Origin of the sequence: Streptomyces sp. WAC05292, assembly GCF_003949955.1 — a bacterium.
In the GTDB taxonomy this organism is placed as follows: domain Bacteria; phylum Actinomycetota; class Actinomycetes; order Streptomycetales; family Streptomycetaceae; genus Streptomyces; species Streptomyces globosus.
In genome coordinates this window covers 1-14,873 of record NZ_RPSE01000129.1, presented here as the reverse complement: position 1 = coordinate 14,873, position 14,873 = coordinate 1, and the positions used below count along the sequence as shown (strand labels likewise).

The window sequence follows — 14,873 nt, the reverse complement described above, 5'->3', positions numbered from 1 at the left end:
CCCAGCGGCTCCGGCTTCCTCACACCCGCCGCACCGCCACCCCTGCCGCCTCGAAGTGTTCCGCCACCTCGTCGGGGAGGGCCGTGTCCGTGATCAGGGTGTCCACCGTGGACGTCGGGCAGATGCGGGCGAAGGCGCGGACGCCCAGCTTGCTGGAGTCCGCTGCGACGACCACGCGGCGGGCGCGGTCGCACAGGAGGCGGTTCATCGCGGCCTCGTCCTCGTGGCGGGTCGCCGCGCCGTCGGCCGGGTCGAAGGCGTCGACGCCGACGATCGCCGTGTCCACGGACAGCTGGCCGAGGACCTGCTGCGCCAGCGGGCCCGTCAGCTCGTACGACTGGGCGCGGGCGACCCCGCCCGTCAGGACGATCTTGAACTGGGGGCGGATGACCAGCTCGCCCGCGATGTTGAGGGCGTTCGTCACCACCGTGAGGGCGGGCGTGCCGGCGCCCTCGGCGCCCGCACGGGCGAGGTCCGGGCGGGCGGCCAGGGCGCGGGCCACCTCGGTGGTGGTCGTGCCGCCCGTCAGGCCGATCACCTCGCCGGGGGTGATCAGGGCTGCGACGGCCTCGCTGATGCGGCGCTTCTCCGCGGCCCGGCGGGACGTGCGGTAGCGCAGGGGGAGTTCGTACGACACCCCGTGCACGACCGCGCCGCCCCGCGTGCGGACCAGGAGCTGCTGTTCGGCCAGCAGGTCGAGGTCGCGGCGGACGGTCGCCGCGGAGACGCCGAGCGTCTCCGCAGCGGGCTCGACCTCGATCTCTCCCCGTTCGACCAGCAGGTCCAGCAGCGTTTGCCAGCGCTCCTTGCGGGTCATGGATCCCACGCGTCCGCCCCCTCGGTGTTCCCGGTGTGCCCGGTGCTCCGGCCGGCGGCGCGCTTGCGCCGCGGCCCGTGCGCCGACATTAACCCAGGCGCCCCGGGCCCGAGGATGCTTGAAGTTGCGTGAAAGCGCCCGATACCTTGCAGGAAAGCGCATCACTCGACATCACGTGCCACGCCCACCCGACCCGCATCAGTCCGGCCAGGGAGCCGCCATGAGCCAGAGTCACGTCGCGTACGAACTGGGCACGCAGCCCGAGTGCTGGGAGCGGGCCGCCGAACTGGCGCCCGCGCGGCGGGCGGTGCTGCCGCAGCCGGGGGAGCGGGCCGCGATCGTGGGCTGCGGGACCTCGTACTACATGGCGCAGGCCGCGGCCGCCCTGCGCGAGGAGGCCGGGCAGGGCGAGACGGACGCGTTCCCGGCGTCCGAGTTCCCGCTGCACCGCCGCTACGACAGGGTGGTGGCCGTGACACGGTCGGGCACCACGACCGAGGTCCTGGAGCTGCTGGCCGGCCTGCGCGACGCGGGGGTGGCGACGACCGCGGTGGTCGGGGATCCCGCGACGCCCGTGATGGCGCTCGCAGGCGACCTGGTCGTCCTGGACTTCGCGGACGAGCGGTCCGTCGTCCAGACCCGGTTCGCGACGACCGCCCTGACGCTCCTGCGCGCCCACGTCGGCCGCCACACCGCCGCCGCTGTCGCGGACGCGCGGACGGCGCTCGCCGAGGCGCTGCCCGAACGGATCGCGCTGCACCGCCAGTTCACGTTCCTCGGCCGCGGCTGGGGCGTGGGTCTGGCGCACGAGGCGGCGCTGAAGATGCGCGAGGCGTCGCTGTCGTGGGCGGAGTCCTATCCGGCGATGGAGTACCGGCACGGCCCGATCAGCATCACCGGCCCCGGGACGGTCACCTGGTCCCTCGGCGGGGCGCCGGACGGGCTGTCCGCGCAGGTGGAGGCCGCGGGCGGCCGGTGGGTGGAGGGCCGGCTGGACCCGCTCGCCGAGCTGGTGCGCGTCCACCGGCTGGCGGTGGCCGTGGCCGCCGACCGGGAGCTGGATCCGGACCGGCCGCGGAACCTGACGCGCTCGGTGGTCCTCACGGCGGGCGAGGAGGCCGTCCGATGAGCCTCGTCCCCGCAGGTGCGCTGGTTGCGGAGGCGGCCGCCGGGGGCCGGGCCGTCGCGGCGTTCAACATCATCACCCTGGAGCACGCCGAGGCCGTCGTCGCGGGCGCGGAGCAGGCGGGCCTGCCGGTGATCCTCCAGCTCAGCGAGAACGCGGTGAAGTTCCGCGGCGGGGCGCTGCTGCCCATCTCGCGGGCCGCCGCCGCCTGTGCGGAGGCGGCAGGGGTGCCGGTGGGCCTGCACCTGGACCACGTGCAGAGTCCCGAGCTGCTGCGGCGGGCGGCGGACGCCGGCTTCGGGTCGGTGATGTTCGACGCGGCCCGGCTGCCGTACGCGGAGAACCTGGAGGCGACGCGCGCGGCGGCCGAGTGGGCGCACGCCAACGGGCTGTGGATCGAGGCGGAGCTGGGCGAGGTCGGAGGGAAGGGCGGCGCCGCTCCCCTCGACCCGCACGCTCCGGGGGCGCGTACGGATCCGGAGGAGGCCCGGCGGTTCGTGGCCGACTCGGGGGTGGACGCCCTGGCCGTGGCGGTCGGCACGAGCCACGCGATGACGAGCCGCACCGCGTCCCTGGACCACGCGCTGCTGGCGAGGCTGGCGAAGGCCGTGGACGTGCCGCTGGTGCTCCACGGCTCCTCGGGGCTGCCGGACGCGGAACTGGCGGCCGCCGTCGCGGGCGGCATCCGGAAGGTCAACATCGGCACGGCGCTGAACGTGGCGATGACCGACGCCATCCGCGCTCACCTGACCCCGGCGGATCCCCGCCCGTACCTGACGGCCGCCCGGGCGGCGATGGCGGCGACGGCCGTGGCCCTCCTGGGGGCACTGGCGCGCTGAGCGCCCCGGCGCCGGGCCGTGCGGGCAGCCCCGCCCGTACGGCCGCCCTTCCGGATTGGTGGAACGCGTTCTACCCTGCCCCCCACTCGCAAGCCCCCGAACGCGACCGCGCCCGCGCCACCACACCCCCGGAGGGCCCGTGCACCTCGAATACACGCCCGAGCAGCAGCAGTTGCGCACCGAGCTGCGCGCCTACTTCGCCGAGCTGGTGCCGCAGGACGAACGCGCCCGCCACACGGACCCCGCCGCCCAGAAGCGCTTCTACCGGAAGACGATCCGCCGCCTCGGCGCCGACGGATGGCTCGGGGTCGGCTGGCCCGTCGAGTACGGGGGGCGCGGCCTGTCGGCGGTGGAGCAGTTCATCTTCTTCGACGAGGCCGCGCAGGCCTCCGTACCGCTGCCGCTCATGGCGCTCAACACGGTCGGGCCGACCCTCATGCGGTTCGGCACCGACGAGCAGAAGGCCTGCTTCCTGCCCAGGATCCTCTCCGGCGAGATCGACTTCGCCATCGGCTACAGCGAGCCGGACGCCGGCACCGACCTCGCCGCCCTCAAGTGCCGGGCGGTCCGCGAGGGGGACGAGGAGACCGGCACGTACGTCGTCAACGGGCAGAAGATCTGGACCACCAACGGCGACACCGCCGACTGGGTCTGGCTGGCGGTGCGCACCGATCCCGCGGCCCCGCCGCACAAGGGCATCACCCTGCTGCTGGTGCCGACCTCCGACCCCGGCTACTCCTGCACCCTCATCACCACCCTCGCCTCGCACGACACCACGGCGAGCCACTACGAGGACGTACGCGTCCCCGCGAGCCGCCGCGTCGGCCGGGAGAACGAGGGCTGGCGGCTGATCACCAACCAGCTCAACCACGAGCGCGTCACCCTCGCCGCCCACGGCACCATGGCCATCCGGGCCCTGCACGACGTCCAGCGGTGGGCGGCCGGCACGAAGCTCGCCGACGGGCGCCGCGTCATCGACCTGCCGTGGGTGCGGTCCAGGCTCGCCCGCACCCACGTCCGGCTGGACGCGATGAAGCTGATGAACTGGCAGATGGTCAGCGCCGTCCAGGACGGCGTCCTCACTCCGCAGGACGCCTCCGCCGTCAAGGTGTACGGGTCCGAGGCGCGCCGGGACGCGTACGCCTGGCTGATGGAGGTGGTCGCCGCGGCCGGCCCGCTGAAGGAGGGGTCGGCGGGCGCGGTCCTGCACGGCGAACTGGAACGCGGCTACCGCAGCGCCGTCGTCTTCACCTTCGGCGGCGGCAACAACGAGATCCAGCGCGAGATCATCGCGTGGATCGGCCTGGGCATGCCACGGGTCCGCCGCTGAGCAGCCCGGCCGGAGCCCCTGGCCCCCGCCCCGGGAGGCGGGGGCCAAGGCGCGGTCAGGCGCCGACGTACTGGGCCAGGTGTTCGCCGGTGAGGGTGGAGCGGGCGGCGACGAGGTCGGCGGGCGTGCCCTCGAAGACGATCCTGCCGCCGTCGTGGCCGGCGCCCGGGCCGAGGTCGATGAGCCAGTCGGCGTGTGCCATGACGGCCTGGTGGTGCTCGATGACGATCACCGACTTCCCGGAGTCGACGAGCCGGTCGAGGAGGCCGAGCAGCTGCTCCACGTCCGCGAGGTGCAGGCCGGTCGTCGGCTCGTCGAGGACGTACACGCCGCCCTTCTCACCCATGTGCGTGGCCAGCTTGAGCCGCTGCCGCTCGCCGCCCGACAGCGTGGTGAGCGGCTGGCCCAGGCTGACGTAGCCGAGTCCGACGTCGACGAGCCGTTCGAGGATCCTGTGCGCCGCCGGCGTCCGCGCCTCGCCGGCGCCGAAGAACTCCTCGGCCTCCGTCACCGACATCGCGAGGACCTCGCTGATGTCGCGGCCGCCGAACCGGTACTCCAGCACCGAGGCGTCGAACCGCCTGCCCTCGCAGTCCTCGCAGGTCGTGGCGACGCTCTGCATGATCGCCAGATCGGTGTAGATGACGCCCGCCCCGTTGCAGGTGGGGCAGGCACCCTCCGAGTTGGCGCTGAACAGGGCGGGCTTGACGCCGTTGGCCTTCGCGAACGCCTTCCGGATCGGGTCGAGCAGCCCTGTGTACGTCGCCGGGTTGCTGCGGCGCGAGCCGCGGATCGGGGCCTGGTCCACCGAGACCACGCCCTCCGGCGCCGGGATGGAGCCGTGGATCAGCGAGCTCTTGCCCGACCCCGCGACCCCGGTGACCACGCAGAGCACCCCGAGCGGGATGTCGACGTCCACGTCCTTCAGGTTGTTGGCGCCCGCCCCCCGGATCTCCAGCACACCGGTCGGCTTGCGCACCGCGTCCTTGAGCACGGCCCGGTCGTCGAGGTGGCGGCCGGTGACGGTGCCGCTGCCGCGCAGCCCCTCGACGGTGCCCTCGAAGCACACGGTGCCGCCCGCCGAGCCCGCGCCCGGCCCGAGGTCCACGACGTGGTCCGCGATCGCGATCGCCTCCGGCTTGTGCTCCACCACCAGCACCGTGTTGCCCTTGTCCCGCAGCCGCAGCAGCAGGCCGTTCATGCGCTCGATGTCGTGCGGGTGCAGGCCGGTGGTCGGCTCGTCGAAGACGTACGTGACGTCCGTGAGGGATGAGCCGAGGTGCCGGATCATCTTGGTGCGCTGCGCCTCGCCGCCCGACAGCGTCCCCGCGGCCCTGTCGAGGGAGAGGTAGCCGAGGCCGATCTCCACGAACGAGTCGAGGGTGTGCCGGAGCTTGCCGAGCAGCGGGGCCACCGACGGCTCGTCCAGCCCGCGGACCCACTCGGCCAGGTCGCGGATCTCCATCGCACACGCGTCGGCGATGTTGACCTTCCCGATCCGCGAGGAGCGGGCCGCTTCGCTGAGCCGGGTGCCGCCGCAGTCGGGGCAGTCGGCGAAGGTGACCGCCCGGTCGACGAACGCCCGGATGTGCGGCTGCATCGACTCCCGGTCCTTCGACAGGAACGTCTTCTGCAGCTTCGGGATCAGCCCCTCGTAGGTGAGGTTGATCCCGTTGACCTTCACCTTCGTCGGCTCGCGGTACAGGAAGTCGTGCCGCTCCTTCTTCGTGTACGCGCGGATCGGCTTCTCCGGGTCGAAGAACCCCGACTCGGCGATGACCCGCACCACCCAGCCGCCGCCCGTGTAGGTGGGGATGGTGAACGGGTCCTCGGAGAGCGACTTGGAGTCGTCGTACAGCTGGGCCAGGTCGATGTCGGAGACCCGGCCGCGGCCCTCGCAGTGCGTGCACATGCCGCCGGTGCGGCTGAAGCTCACCTTCTCGGTACGGGTCTTGTCGGCGCCGCGGTCGACCGTGAACCCGCCGCTCGCCGACACCGACGCCACGTTGAAGGAGTACGCGGCAGGGGGGCCGATGTGCGGCTTGCCCAGGCGGCTGAAGAGGATGCGCAGCATCGCGTTCGCGTCGGTGGCCGTGCCGACCGTGGAGCGCGGGTCGCCGCCCATCCGCTGCTGGTCCACGGAGATCGCGGTCGTCAGCCCGTCCAGGACGTCGACGTCCGGCCGGGCCAGGTTCGGCATGAAGCCCTGCAGGAACGCGCTGTACGTCTCGTTGATCAGCCGCTGCGACTCCGCGGCGATGGTGTCGAAGACCAGGGAGCTCTTGCCCGATCCGGAGACGCCGGTGAACACCGTCAGCCGGCGCTTCGGGATCTCGATGCTGACGTCCTTGAGGTTGTTCTCCCGCGCTCCGTGGACGCGGATGAGGTCGTGGCTGTCCGCGGTGTGCGGCTCAGGCGACCGCGGGTCCGACTTCCTGGCCATTCTCACTGCTCCGTCCGTGGGCCGAGCCGCCCTTGCGGCTCCTTCGCGTGTCGCCCGGTCCGATCCAACCAGCTTCGGGCAGCCCCCGCGCCGCCGCCCGCCGAAACGTTGCGCCCCGGGTGCCGCCACCCGGCGGGCTCGGCCCCCCGGCCTTAGCGTGGGCCGCATGGACATCACGCTCTCCCAGACCTTCATCGCCGTCGACGACCACGACAAGGCGGTCCCCTTCTACCGGGACGTCCTCGGTCTGGAGGTGCGCGGCGACGTCGGCTACCAGGACATGCGCTGGGTGACCGTCGGGTCGCCCGCGCAGCCGGACGTCGCCATCGTCCTGGAACCGCCCCTCGCCGACCCGCAGGCCTCCCCGGCCGACCGGCAGGCCGTCGCCGACCTGATGGCGAAGGGCCTGCTGCGCGGCGTCGTCTTCGCGACGCGGGACTGCGACGCCGTCTTCGAGCGGATCCGCGCGGCGGGCGGCGAGGTCGTCCAGGAGCCCACGGACCAGCACTACGGCGTCCGCGACTGCGCCTTCCGCGACCCCGCCGGCAACGTCCTGCGCTTCACGCAGCCGCTCGGCACCTCGAAGGCCTGATCCCCGCGGCGGCCCGCAACCCCCCTGCGGGCCGCGGACGCTGGCGGAGCGCGCCGCGGAGTGCTTCCATGAAAGTGCGGGAAGAGCTCATTGCGAGGATGCGGAGAAGCGGACCCCGTGCCGCGCACCGCACAATCGGGTTCCGCGAGAAGCGGGCGGGCTCTTCCCGCCCCTCCGGGCCGTCCCGCGCGGCCGGACCGGCGCGATCGGGGGAGGCGTGCGATGGGCGGGGCCGACCCCGGGCTGTTCGGACCCGGATCCGTCACCTGGCACTGCCACGGCGACCCGGTGATGTGGATCGCCGGAGTCCGCGCCCTCTACCTCCAGGCCCTGCACCCCCGCGCCGTCCGCGCCGTCATGGAGAACTCCGACTTCCGGCGCGACGCCTGGGGCAGGCTGCTGCGCACCGCGGACTTCGTCGGCACCGTCACCTACGGCACCACCGCCGGCGCCGAACGCGCCGGCGCCCGCGTCCGCCGGATCCACCGCGCGCTCACCGCGACCGACCCGGCCACCGGGGAGCGGTACCCCGTCGACGACCGCGACCTGCTGCTGTGGGTGCACTGCGCGCAGATCGACAGCTTCCTGCACGTGCTCCGCCGCTCCGGCGTCCGCCTCACCCCCGCCCAGGCGGACCGGTACGTCGACGAGAACCGGGCCGGCGCCCGCCTCGTCGGCCTCGACCCCGCCCGCGTGCCCGCCGACACGGCGGCGCTGGCCGCCTACTTCGAGGAGGTCCGGCCGCGGCTCGCCGCCGGCGCGGACGCCCGCGCCGTCGACGAGTTCCTGCGCGCCCCGCCCGTCCCCCCGCTCCTCGCGCCTGGCCGAAACCTGCTGTGGCGGCCGGTTGCCGACCTGGCCTACGGATCGCTCCCGCCGTGGGCGCACGGGCTGTACGGCAGGCCCGCGCCCGCCCCGCGCACGGTGACCCGGCGCCTGCGCCTCACCGGTACCCTGCTGCGCAGCATTCCCGCAGGTCTGCGCTGGCGGCTGCCTCCAGGTCACATCTTGAAAGCGATGCGCCGCATGGGCCCCGGGAGCCGTCCCTCGGCGTACACACTGCGTACACCAGCGTCCATACTGGACCGGCCGGGGAGGGCGTAGGACACAGCACGACAACGGGGGCGGCTTCAAGACATGGCGGAGTCCAGACTGATCCAGGGCCGGTACCGGTCGCTCGATCTGATCGGGCGCGGCGGCATGGGCGAGGTGTGGCGGGCCCGTGACGAGTCCCTCGGCCGGCACGTCGCCGTCAAATGCCTCAAACCGCTCGGCGGACAGCAGGACAACCACTTCACCCAGGTACTGCGCGAGCGCTTCCGCCGCGAGGCCCGCGTCGCCGCCTCGCTCCAGCACCGCGGGGTCACCGTCGTCCACGACTTCGGCGACGACAGCGCGGCGGGCGGGCCCCTGTACCTGGTCATGGAGCTCCTCGACGGCCGCAACCTCAGCCAGCTGATGGAGGAGAACGAGGCGCGGCCGCTGCCCGTGGACGTGGTCGTGGACATCGCCGAGCAGTTGGCCGCGGCCCTCGGCTACACGCACGACCAGGGCGTCGTCCACCGGGACCTGAAACCGGCCAACATCATGCGGCTCACCGACGGGACGGTGAAGATCTGCGACTTCGGGATCGCCCGCCTCGCGCACGACATCGGCTTCACGGCGAAGCTCACCGGCGGCGGCATGGCGATGGGCACCCCGCACTACATGTCGCCGGAGCAGATCGCCGGCGGCGAGGTCGACCACCGCAGCGACCTGTACTCCCTCGGCTGCGTCCTGTACGAGATCGCCACCGGCGCCCCGCCGTTCGACCTGGGCGACTCCTGGTCGGTGCTGGTCGGGCACCGCGACAACGCGCCGGTGCCGCTGCGCGAGCACCGTCCGGAGCTGCCCGGGTACTTCGAGCGGGCGGTCCTCGACCTGCTCGCCAAGTGCCCCGACGAGCGGCCCGGCGACGCCCGCGACGTGCACCGGCGGCTCGTGGAGGCCCGGCTCGGGCCCGGCCCGGCGCAGCCCGGCGGCCCCGCCCCCCTGCCCGGCTGGGCGCGCGGCATGACCGCCGGCCGCAAGGCGGGCATCGACGCCCGGCCGGCGAGCGGGGAGTGGGCCGTGCTCACCGGCTCCTGGACGGCCCCGCGCCCGCCCGGCGGCGGCCTGTCCGCCGCCGTCGGGGCCACGGCCGGCGCGGCCATCCTGCGGCCCGCCCCCTCGGAGGACCCCCGGCTGACGGCGCCGTACGGCATTCCCCGTCCCGCCGCCGCCCCGGACGACACCGTCGCGTACGGCACCGGACCGCACGGCCCGGACCGGGGCACGTCCGGGCCGCCGGGCGCCGCCGCGCTCGCCGCCGCCCACGCCCGGGCCTTCGCCCTCAGCCGCGCCGGCCGCCCCGCGGAGGCCCTCGCCGCCTACGAGGCCGTCGCCCACGGGCGCACCCGCGCCCTCGGCGCCGACCACCCCGACACGCTCGCCGCCCGCCAGGAGGCCGCGTACGAGCTGGGCCGGCTGGGCCGCCACCAGGAGGCGCACGACCTGTACCGGGCGGTGCTCGTCGCGCGGGAGCGCAGCGCCGGCCCGCTCCACCCCGACACGCTGCGCTGCCGCCACAACCTGGCCTGCGCCCTCGGCGCGCTGGGCCGCCACGCCGAGGCGCACCGCACCGCCGCCGCGGCCGCCGCCGACCGGGCGGCCGTCCTGGGGCCGGAGCATCCGGACACGCTGCTGAGCCGGTACGAGGCGGCGTACGCACTGGGCCGCCTCGACCGCTGGGAGGACGCCCTCGACGCCTTCCGGGAGGTCGCCGCGGCACGCGAACGGGTGCTCGGCCGCGACCATCCCGACACCCTCGCGGCCCGGTACGAGACCGGGATCGCCCTCGGCCGCACCGGCCGCGCCGCCCAGGCCCTGGACCTGTTCCGGGGCCTGATCCGCGACCGTGCCCGGGCGTACGGGGCCGACCACCCGGAGACGCTGCGCGCCCGGCACGTCCTCGGCGTCAACCTCGGCCGGCTCGGCCGCTGGGAGGAGGCGGCCGCCGAGGCCCGGCAGGTCGCCGCCGCGCGGGCCGACGCCCTCGGGCCCGAGCACCCCGACACCCTGGTCAGCCGGCGCGAACTGGCCGTCGCGCTCAGCCGGCTGGACCGCTGGGAGGAGGCGCTGCCCGTCTACCGGGACCTCGCGGGCATCCGCGAGCGCTCCCTGGGCGACGCCCACCCCGACACCGTCGCGGCACATGCCGATGAGGCGTACTGCCTGGAGCGGCTCGCGCAGGTGTGTTACCAAGAGCCATGACGACCTTGGGCGCGACCGACGGGCAGGGCTCCTCCCGGCAGCCATACCGGGACGTGTACGACGACGTGATCGTGGGCGGCGGGCACAACGGCCTCGTCGCCGCCGCCTACCTGGCCCGCGCGGGCCGCTCCGTGCTGATCCTGGAACGCCTCGGCGGCACCGGCGGGGCGGCGATCTCCACGCGCCCCTTCGCCGGAGTGGACGCCCGGCTGTCCCGCTACTCCTACCTCGTCTCCCTCCTCCCCGGGAAGATCGTCCGCGACCTGGGGCTGGACTTCGCCGTCCGCAAGCGGTCCGTGTCCTCGTACACGCCGTACAAGGCCGAGGCGCGCGGCGGCCGCCCCGACGGGCTGTTCGTCGGCGGCGACGCGGACCGCACCCGGGCGTCCTTCCGGCGCCTGACCGGCTCGGACCGCGCGTACGAGGCCTGGCGGGAGTTCTACGCGACGACCGGGCGCGTCGCGGAGCGCGTCTTCCCGACGCTGACCGAGCCGCTGCCGACGCGGGCCGAGCTGAAGGAGCGCATCGGCGACGAGGCGGCTTGGCGGATGCTGTTCGAGGAGCCCATCGGGCGGGCGGTGGAGGACCGCTTCGACGACGACCTGGTCCGGGGGGTCGTCCTCACCGACGCCCTGATCGGCACCTTCGCCGGCGCGCACGACGCCTCGCTGGCCCAGAACCGCTGCTTCCTGTACCACGTGATCGGCGGGGGAACGGGTGACTGGGACGTCCCCGTCGGCGGCATGGGCGCGCTCACCGACGCCCTGGCCGGCGCCGCGCGGGCGGCCGGCGCGCAGATCGCGACCGGGCACGAGGTGCTCCGCATCGACACCGACGGCCGCGGCCCGGCCGAGGTCGTCTTCCGCACCGCGACCGGGGAGGGGCGGGTTGCCGGCCGCACCGTCCTGGTGAACGCCTCCCCGCGGGCCCTGGCCGAACTCCTCGGCGAGGAGGCCCCGAAACCCGCCGCCGAAGGCGCCCAGCTGAAGGTCAACATGCTGCTGCGCCGGCTGCCCCGGCTCCGGGACGCCTCCGCGGACCCGAGGGAGGCGTTCGCCGGGACGTTCCACATCGCCGAGGGGTACGCGAACCTGGCGCGGGCGCACGCCGAGGCCGCCTCCGGGGAACTCCCCTCGGTCCCGCCGTCGGAGGTGTACTGCCACTCGCTGACCGACCCGTCGATCCTCGGCCCGGAGCTCGTCGAGCAGGGCTGCCAGACGCTCACCCTGTTCGGCCTGCACACCCCGGCGCGCCTCTTCGAGAGGGACAACCAGGGGACCCGCGAGGTGCTCCTGGCCGCCACCCTCGCCCAGTTGGACGAGCACCTCGCCGAACCGATCACCGACTGCCTGGCCTTCGACGCGGACGGCCGCCCCTGCATCGAGGCCAAGACGCCGCTCGACCTGGAGCGCGACCTGCGCCTGCCCGGCGGGCACATCTTCCACCGGGACCTGTCCTGGCCCTACCGGGACCCCGCCGGGGACGCCGGCGCGGCCGGCCGGTGGGGCGTCGAGACGCCGTACGCCAACGTCCTGCTGTGCGGGGCGGGTGCCGTGCGCGGCGGCGGCGTCAGCGGGGTGCCCGGCCACAACGCGGCCATGGCGGTCCTGGGCCGCTGACACCGGCCGCGCCGGGGGTCCGATGCCGGTCAGGCGCAGGTCAGGCGCCGCCGGCGGGCTTCCGCCCCGCGGGTTCGATCACGACGATCGGGATCTCGCGCTCCGTCCGGGCCTGGTAGTCCTCGTACGCCGGCCAGTGCCCGACCATGACGGGCCAGTACGCGGCCCGCTCCTCGGGGGTCGCCGTGCGGGCGGTCCCCTGCACCACCTCCGGCCCGACCTGGATGCGGACCTCCGGGTGGGCCGTCAGGTTCCGGTACCACAGGGGGTGTTCGGCGGATCCGCCGCGGGAGGCGACGACGAGGTACCTGCCGTCGGCCTCGCCGTAGATGAGCGGGGTCCGCACCGCGTTGCCCGAGATCCGGCCGACCGTGGTCAGCAGGAGCGTCTGCGTCCCCCGCCAGTGGTGCCCCTCGGTGCCGCCCGACTCGACGTACTGCCGGACGTGGTCGAGCTGCCAGCCGGGGCGCGGGTCCTTCGGGTGGTCCCAGTCGATGCCGGTGGTCGTCATGTCCCTGCCTGCCTTCGCGGTCGGTTCCTCGCTGCCGGGCGGTGGCTGCCCGGGGGTGTCAACGGCGGGAGCCTTCCGGTTATGCCTCGGCGGGTACCGGCCGGGGGAGGGGCGGCAGCGCGAACCCGCCGAGGAGGCCGTCCATCGCCCGCAGCGCGGGGCCGGCCGGCGCGGCCCGTACGGCGAGGTCGCGCACTGCCGCGGCCAGCGGGTTCCGGAGGGCGGCCATCCGGCCCGCCCGGTGGGCGCGGACCCGGATGGCATCCGTACGGGCGCACCGGGCGGCGCTGTAGGCGGCCAGCGCGGCGGACACGTCCGCCGGGGTCCGGGCGCCGTCGAGCAGGTGCGCGACGACCACGGCGTCCTCGACGGCCTGGCAGCCGCCCTGCCCGAGGTTGGGCGTCATGGCGTGGGCGGCGTCGCCGAGCCAGGCGAGGCGGCCGCGGTGGTGGCGGGGCAGCGGGGCGGCCAGGTCGTACAGGTCGTGCTGGAGCACGGTCGCGGGATCGATCCGCTCCAGGAGTGCCGGGATCGGGTCGTGCCAAGTGCCGTAGCGGCGCAGCAGCTCGGCGCGGACGTCGGCCGGACGGTACCCCTCCGGGACGACGGCCGTGGCGTAGGCGTACACGCGGCCGTCGGCGAGCGGGACGATGCCGAAGCGCTCGCCGCGGCCCCAGGTCTCGGCCGCCTCTGGCAGGCCCGTCCCGGAGGCCGGGAGGACGGTGCGCCAGGCGGTCTCCCCGCTGTACCGCAGGCCGGGGTGGTCGGGGAAGAAGCGGCGGCGGGTCGGGCTGTGGATGCCGTCGGCGGCGAGGACGACGTCGGCGGCGAACTCGCCCGCGGAGGTGCGCACGACGGGGGAGCCCTCCGGGTCCTCGACGGAGTCGACGGCCGCCCCGTGGCGGACGGTGCCCGCCGGGAGCGCGGCGGTCAGGCCGGCGGCGAGGGACGGGCGGAAGACGGCGAGCGGCGGAACGCCGTAGCGGGCGGCGATGGCGGCCGTGTCGGCGCGGCTGAGCCAGCGGCCGTCGCGGCGGCGCAGCCCCATCGCGGCCGGGACCGCCCGGCCGGCGGCCGTGCCCGCGTCGAAGCCGATCGCCTCGAACGCGTGCAGGGCGTTCGGCGCGAGGACGATCCCGGCCCCGGCCGGCTGGGGCTCCGGGGCCCGCTCGCAGACCGTGACCCGCCAGCCGCGGCGGTGCAGGGCCACGGCCGCCGTGAGGCCGCCGATGCCCGCACCCACCACGACCGCATGACGCTGGGACATGGCGTCCCTCCCGATTCCTCGACGGTTCGATCCACTGGGCGCACCCTCTACATCCGTAGAGGCACGGCCTTCACTCTACAGCTGTAGAGTGGCGGCATGTCCAGCCCCGCAGCCCGCAGCACCGCCCGGACCGACCGCCGCACCCTCATCGCGGACACCGCGATCGGCCTCGTCGCCGCGGCCGGCCTGCGCGGGCTGACCCACCGCGCCGTCGACGCCGCCGCGGACCTCCCCGCGGGCAGCACCTCGTACTACTTCCGCACCCGGACCGCCCTGATCGGCGCCTGCTACCAGCGGCTCGCCGAACTCGACGTCGAGGACATCGACCGCTCCTCCCCGGCCGCAGGCGGCGCGGACGGCCTCGGCGCGGCCCCCGACCGCGAGACGGTCGCCGCGGCCATGGCCGCCGCACTCCACCGGTGGCTGACCGAGGGGCGCGCCCGGCAGCTCGCCCGTTTCGAGCTGAGCCTGGAGGCGGCCCGCAACCCCGAGCTGGAGGCCGACTTCCACCGCGCCGGCGAGGTGCCGCGCGCCAAGGCCGCAGAGGCCCTCGCGGCGCTCGGCGCACCCCGGCCCCGGGAGGCCGCGGAACTCCTGGTCGCCTGGATGGACGGGCTCCTCTACGACCGGCTCGCGGGCGCCCTCGCCCGCTCCCGACCCGAACCCGATCCCGCCGAACTGGCCGACGCCTCACGCCGGATGCTCGACGCCGTGCTGGCCTGACGCCCCGAGCCCGCGGGCGCTCCCGCGGGGCGCCGGACGTTGACAATCCGGGCGGATGATCGTTCTAATGGCGTCCGTGGCGCGTGGCGCCGGCCACAGAGCAGTGGGCCGGCCGGCGATCGGGCGACCACCCGTTCCCCCAGGACACCGCATGAGTCCTCGTCCCGCAGGCGGCCCGAACCGGCCCCGCCGCGCCCCGCACGCAGCGGGCGCTCCGGCGCGCGACCGTACCGCCGCGCCCCCCGCGGCACCGGCAGCCGGCCTCTGACACCCGGCGCCCGCATCCCGCGCCCGGCCCCGGCCCGGCGCCCTGCC

At 75.1% G+C, this 14,873-nt stretch carries 12 protein-coding genes; 8 read left to right on the top strand and 4 right to left on the bottom strand.

Going from position 1 to position 14,873, the window contains the following annotated elements; translation table 11 throughout:
- Positions 1 to 19 precede the first annotated feature (19 nt).
- Positions 20 to 817: a DeoR/GlpR family DNA-binding transcription regulator gene (locus EF903_RS16225; RefSeq protein ID WP_125543947.1), complete on the bottom strand. Its 798-nt coding sequence runs from the start codon at positions 815 to 817 to the stop codon at positions 20 to 22.
- Positions 818 to 1,037: 220 nt separating this feature from the next.
- Here EF903_RS16225 and EF903_RS16220 point away from each other — a divergent pair, with 220 nt between their 5' ends.
- From EF903_RS16220 to EF903_RS16210, 3 genes are all read left to right on the top strand, one after another.
- On the top strand, positions 1,038 to 1,946 hold the full coding sequence (locus EF903_RS16220; protein WP_125543946.1) for an SIS domain-containing protein: 909 nt from the start codon (positions 1,038 to 1,040) through the stop codon (positions 1,944 to 1,946).
- Complete coding sequence (locus EF903_RS16215) at positions 1,943 to 2,782, top strand: class II fructose-bisphosphate aldolase (protein WP_125543945.1); 840 nt, start codon at positions 1,943 to 1,945, stop codon at positions 2,780 to 2,782. The genes EF903_RS16220 and EF903_RS16215 overlap by 4 nt, the downstream gene beginning before the upstream one ends.
- A 139-nt stretch (positions 2,783 to 2,921) precedes the next feature.
- Positions 2,922 to 4,112: an acyl-CoA dehydrogenase family protein gene (locus EF903_RS16210; RefSeq protein ID WP_125543944.1), complete on the top strand. Its 1,191-nt coding sequence runs from the start codon at positions 2,922 to 2,924 to the stop codon at positions 4,110 to 4,112.
- Between the two features lie 55 nt (positions 4,113 to 4,167).
- On the opposite strand, the gene EF903_RS16205 is transcribed toward EF903_RS16210, so the two are convergent.
- Positions 4,168 to 6,555 (bottom strand): excinuclease ABC subunit UvrA, encoded by a 2,388-nt coding sequence (locus EF903_RS16205; protein ID WP_125543943.1) that lies wholly within the window; start codon positions 6,553 to 6,555, stop codon positions 4,168 to 4,170.
- 166 nt (positions 6,556 to 6,721) lie between these two features.
- Between EF903_RS16205 and EF903_RS16200 the strand changes: the two genes are divergently transcribed.
- The 4 genes from EF903_RS16200 to EF903_RS16185 all read left to right on the top strand — a co-directional run bounded on the left by EF903_RS16200 (position 6,722) and on the right by EF903_RS16185 (position 12,057).
- Positions 6,722 to 7,147, top strand: coding sequence for a VOC family protein (locus EF903_RS16200; protein WP_125543942.1), 426 nt, complete (start codon positions 6,722 to 6,724; stop codon positions 7,145 to 7,147).
- A gap of 222 nt (positions 7,148 to 7,369) precedes the next feature.
- Positions 7,370 to 8,251, top strand: coding sequence for an oxygenase MpaB family protein (locus EF903_RS16195; RefSeq protein WP_125543941.1), 882 nt, complete (start codon positions 7,370 to 7,372; stop codon positions 8,249 to 8,251).
- Between the two features lie 33 nt (positions 8,252 to 8,284).
- On the top strand, positions 8,285 to 10,438 hold the full coding sequence (locus tag EF903_RS16190) for a serine/threonine-protein kinase (protein ID WP_125543940.1): 2,154 nt from the start codon (positions 8,285 to 8,287) through the stop codon (positions 10,436 to 10,438).
- On the top strand, positions 10,435 to 12,057 hold the full coding sequence (locus EF903_RS16185) for an NAD(P)/FAD-dependent oxidoreductase (RefSeq protein WP_125543939.1): 1,623 nt from the start codon (positions 10,435 to 10,437) through the stop codon (positions 12,055 to 12,057). The genes EF903_RS16190 and EF903_RS16185 overlap by 4 nt, the downstream gene beginning before the upstream one ends.
- A gap of 40 nt (positions 12,058 to 12,097) precedes the next feature.
- On the opposite strand, the gene EF903_RS16180 is transcribed toward EF903_RS16185, so the two are convergent.
- Both EF903_RS16180 and EF903_RS16175 read right to left on the bottom strand, forming a co-directional pair.
- The gene (locus EF903_RS16180) at positions 12,098 to 12,568 is read right to left on the bottom strand and encodes a nitroreductase family deazaflavin-dependent oxidoreductase (RefSeq protein ID WP_125543938.1); all 471 of its coding nucleotides are present in this window, start codon (positions 12,566 to 12,568) and stop codon (positions 12,098 to 12,100) included.
- 79 nt (positions 12,569 to 12,647) lie between these two features.
- Entirely contained in the window at positions 12,648 to 13,835 is a 1,188-nt protein-coding gene (locus EF903_RS16175) for an FAD-dependent oxidoreductase (protein ID WP_125543937.1), read from the bottom strand.
- A gap of 96 nt (positions 13,836 to 13,931) precedes the next feature.
- Here EF903_RS16175 and EF903_RS16170 point away from each other — a divergent pair, with 96 nt between their 5' ends.
- The gene (locus EF903_RS16170) at positions 13,932 to 14,558 is read left to right on the top strand and encodes a TetR/AcrR family transcriptional regulator (protein WP_125543936.1); all 627 of its coding nucleotides are present in this window, start codon (positions 13,932 to 13,934) and stop codon (positions 14,556 to 14,558) included.
- Positions 14,559 to 14,873 lie beyond the last annotated feature (315 nt).

Excerpts from the sequence above, each read along its gene's own strand:
- EF903_RS16225 (WP_125543947.1), bottom strand. The coding sequence starts at position 817 with ATGACCCGCAAGGAGCGCTGGCAAACGCTGCTGGACCTGCTGGTCGAA.
- EF903_RS16220 (WP_125543946.1), top strand. The coding sequence starts at position 1,038 with ATGAGCCAGAGTCACGTCGCGTACGAACTGGGCACGCAGCCCGAGTGC.
- EF903_RS16215 (WP_125543945.1), top strand. The coding sequence starts at position 1,943 with ATGAGCCTCGTCCCCGCAGGTGCGCTGGTTGCGGAGGCGGCCGCCGGG.
- EF903_RS16205 (WP_125543943.1), bottom strand. The coding sequence starts at position 6,555 with ATGGCCAGGAAGTCGGACCCGCGGTCGCCTGAGCCGCACACCGCGGAC.
- EF903_RS16200 (WP_125543942.1), top strand. The coding sequence starts at position 6,722 with ATGGACATCACGCTCTCCCAGACCTTCATCGCCGTCGACGACCACGAC.
- EF903_RS16195 (WP_125543941.1), top strand. The coding sequence starts at position 7,370 with ATGGGCGGGGCCGACCCCGGGCTGTTCGGACCCGGATCCGTCACCTGG.
- EF903_RS16190 (WP_125543940.1), top strand. The coding sequence starts at position 8,285 with ATGGCGGAGTCCAGACTGATCCAGGGCCGGTACCGGTCGCTCGATCTG.
- EF903_RS16185 (WP_125543939.1), top strand. The coding sequence starts at position 10,435 with ATGACGACCTTGGGCGCGACCGACGGGCAGGGCTCCTCCCGGCAGCCA.
- EF903_RS16180 (WP_125543938.1), bottom strand. The coding sequence starts at position 12,568 with ATGACGACCACCGGCATCGACTGGGACCACCCGAAGGACCCGCGCCCC.
- EF903_RS16175 (WP_125543937.1), bottom strand. The coding sequence starts at position 13,835 with ATGTCCCAGCGTCATGCGGTCGTGGTGGGTGCGGGCATCGGCGGCCTC.
- EF903_RS16170 (WP_125543936.1), top strand. The coding sequence starts at position 13,932 with ATGTCCAGCCCCGCAGCCCGCAGCACCGCCCGGACCGACCGCCGCACC.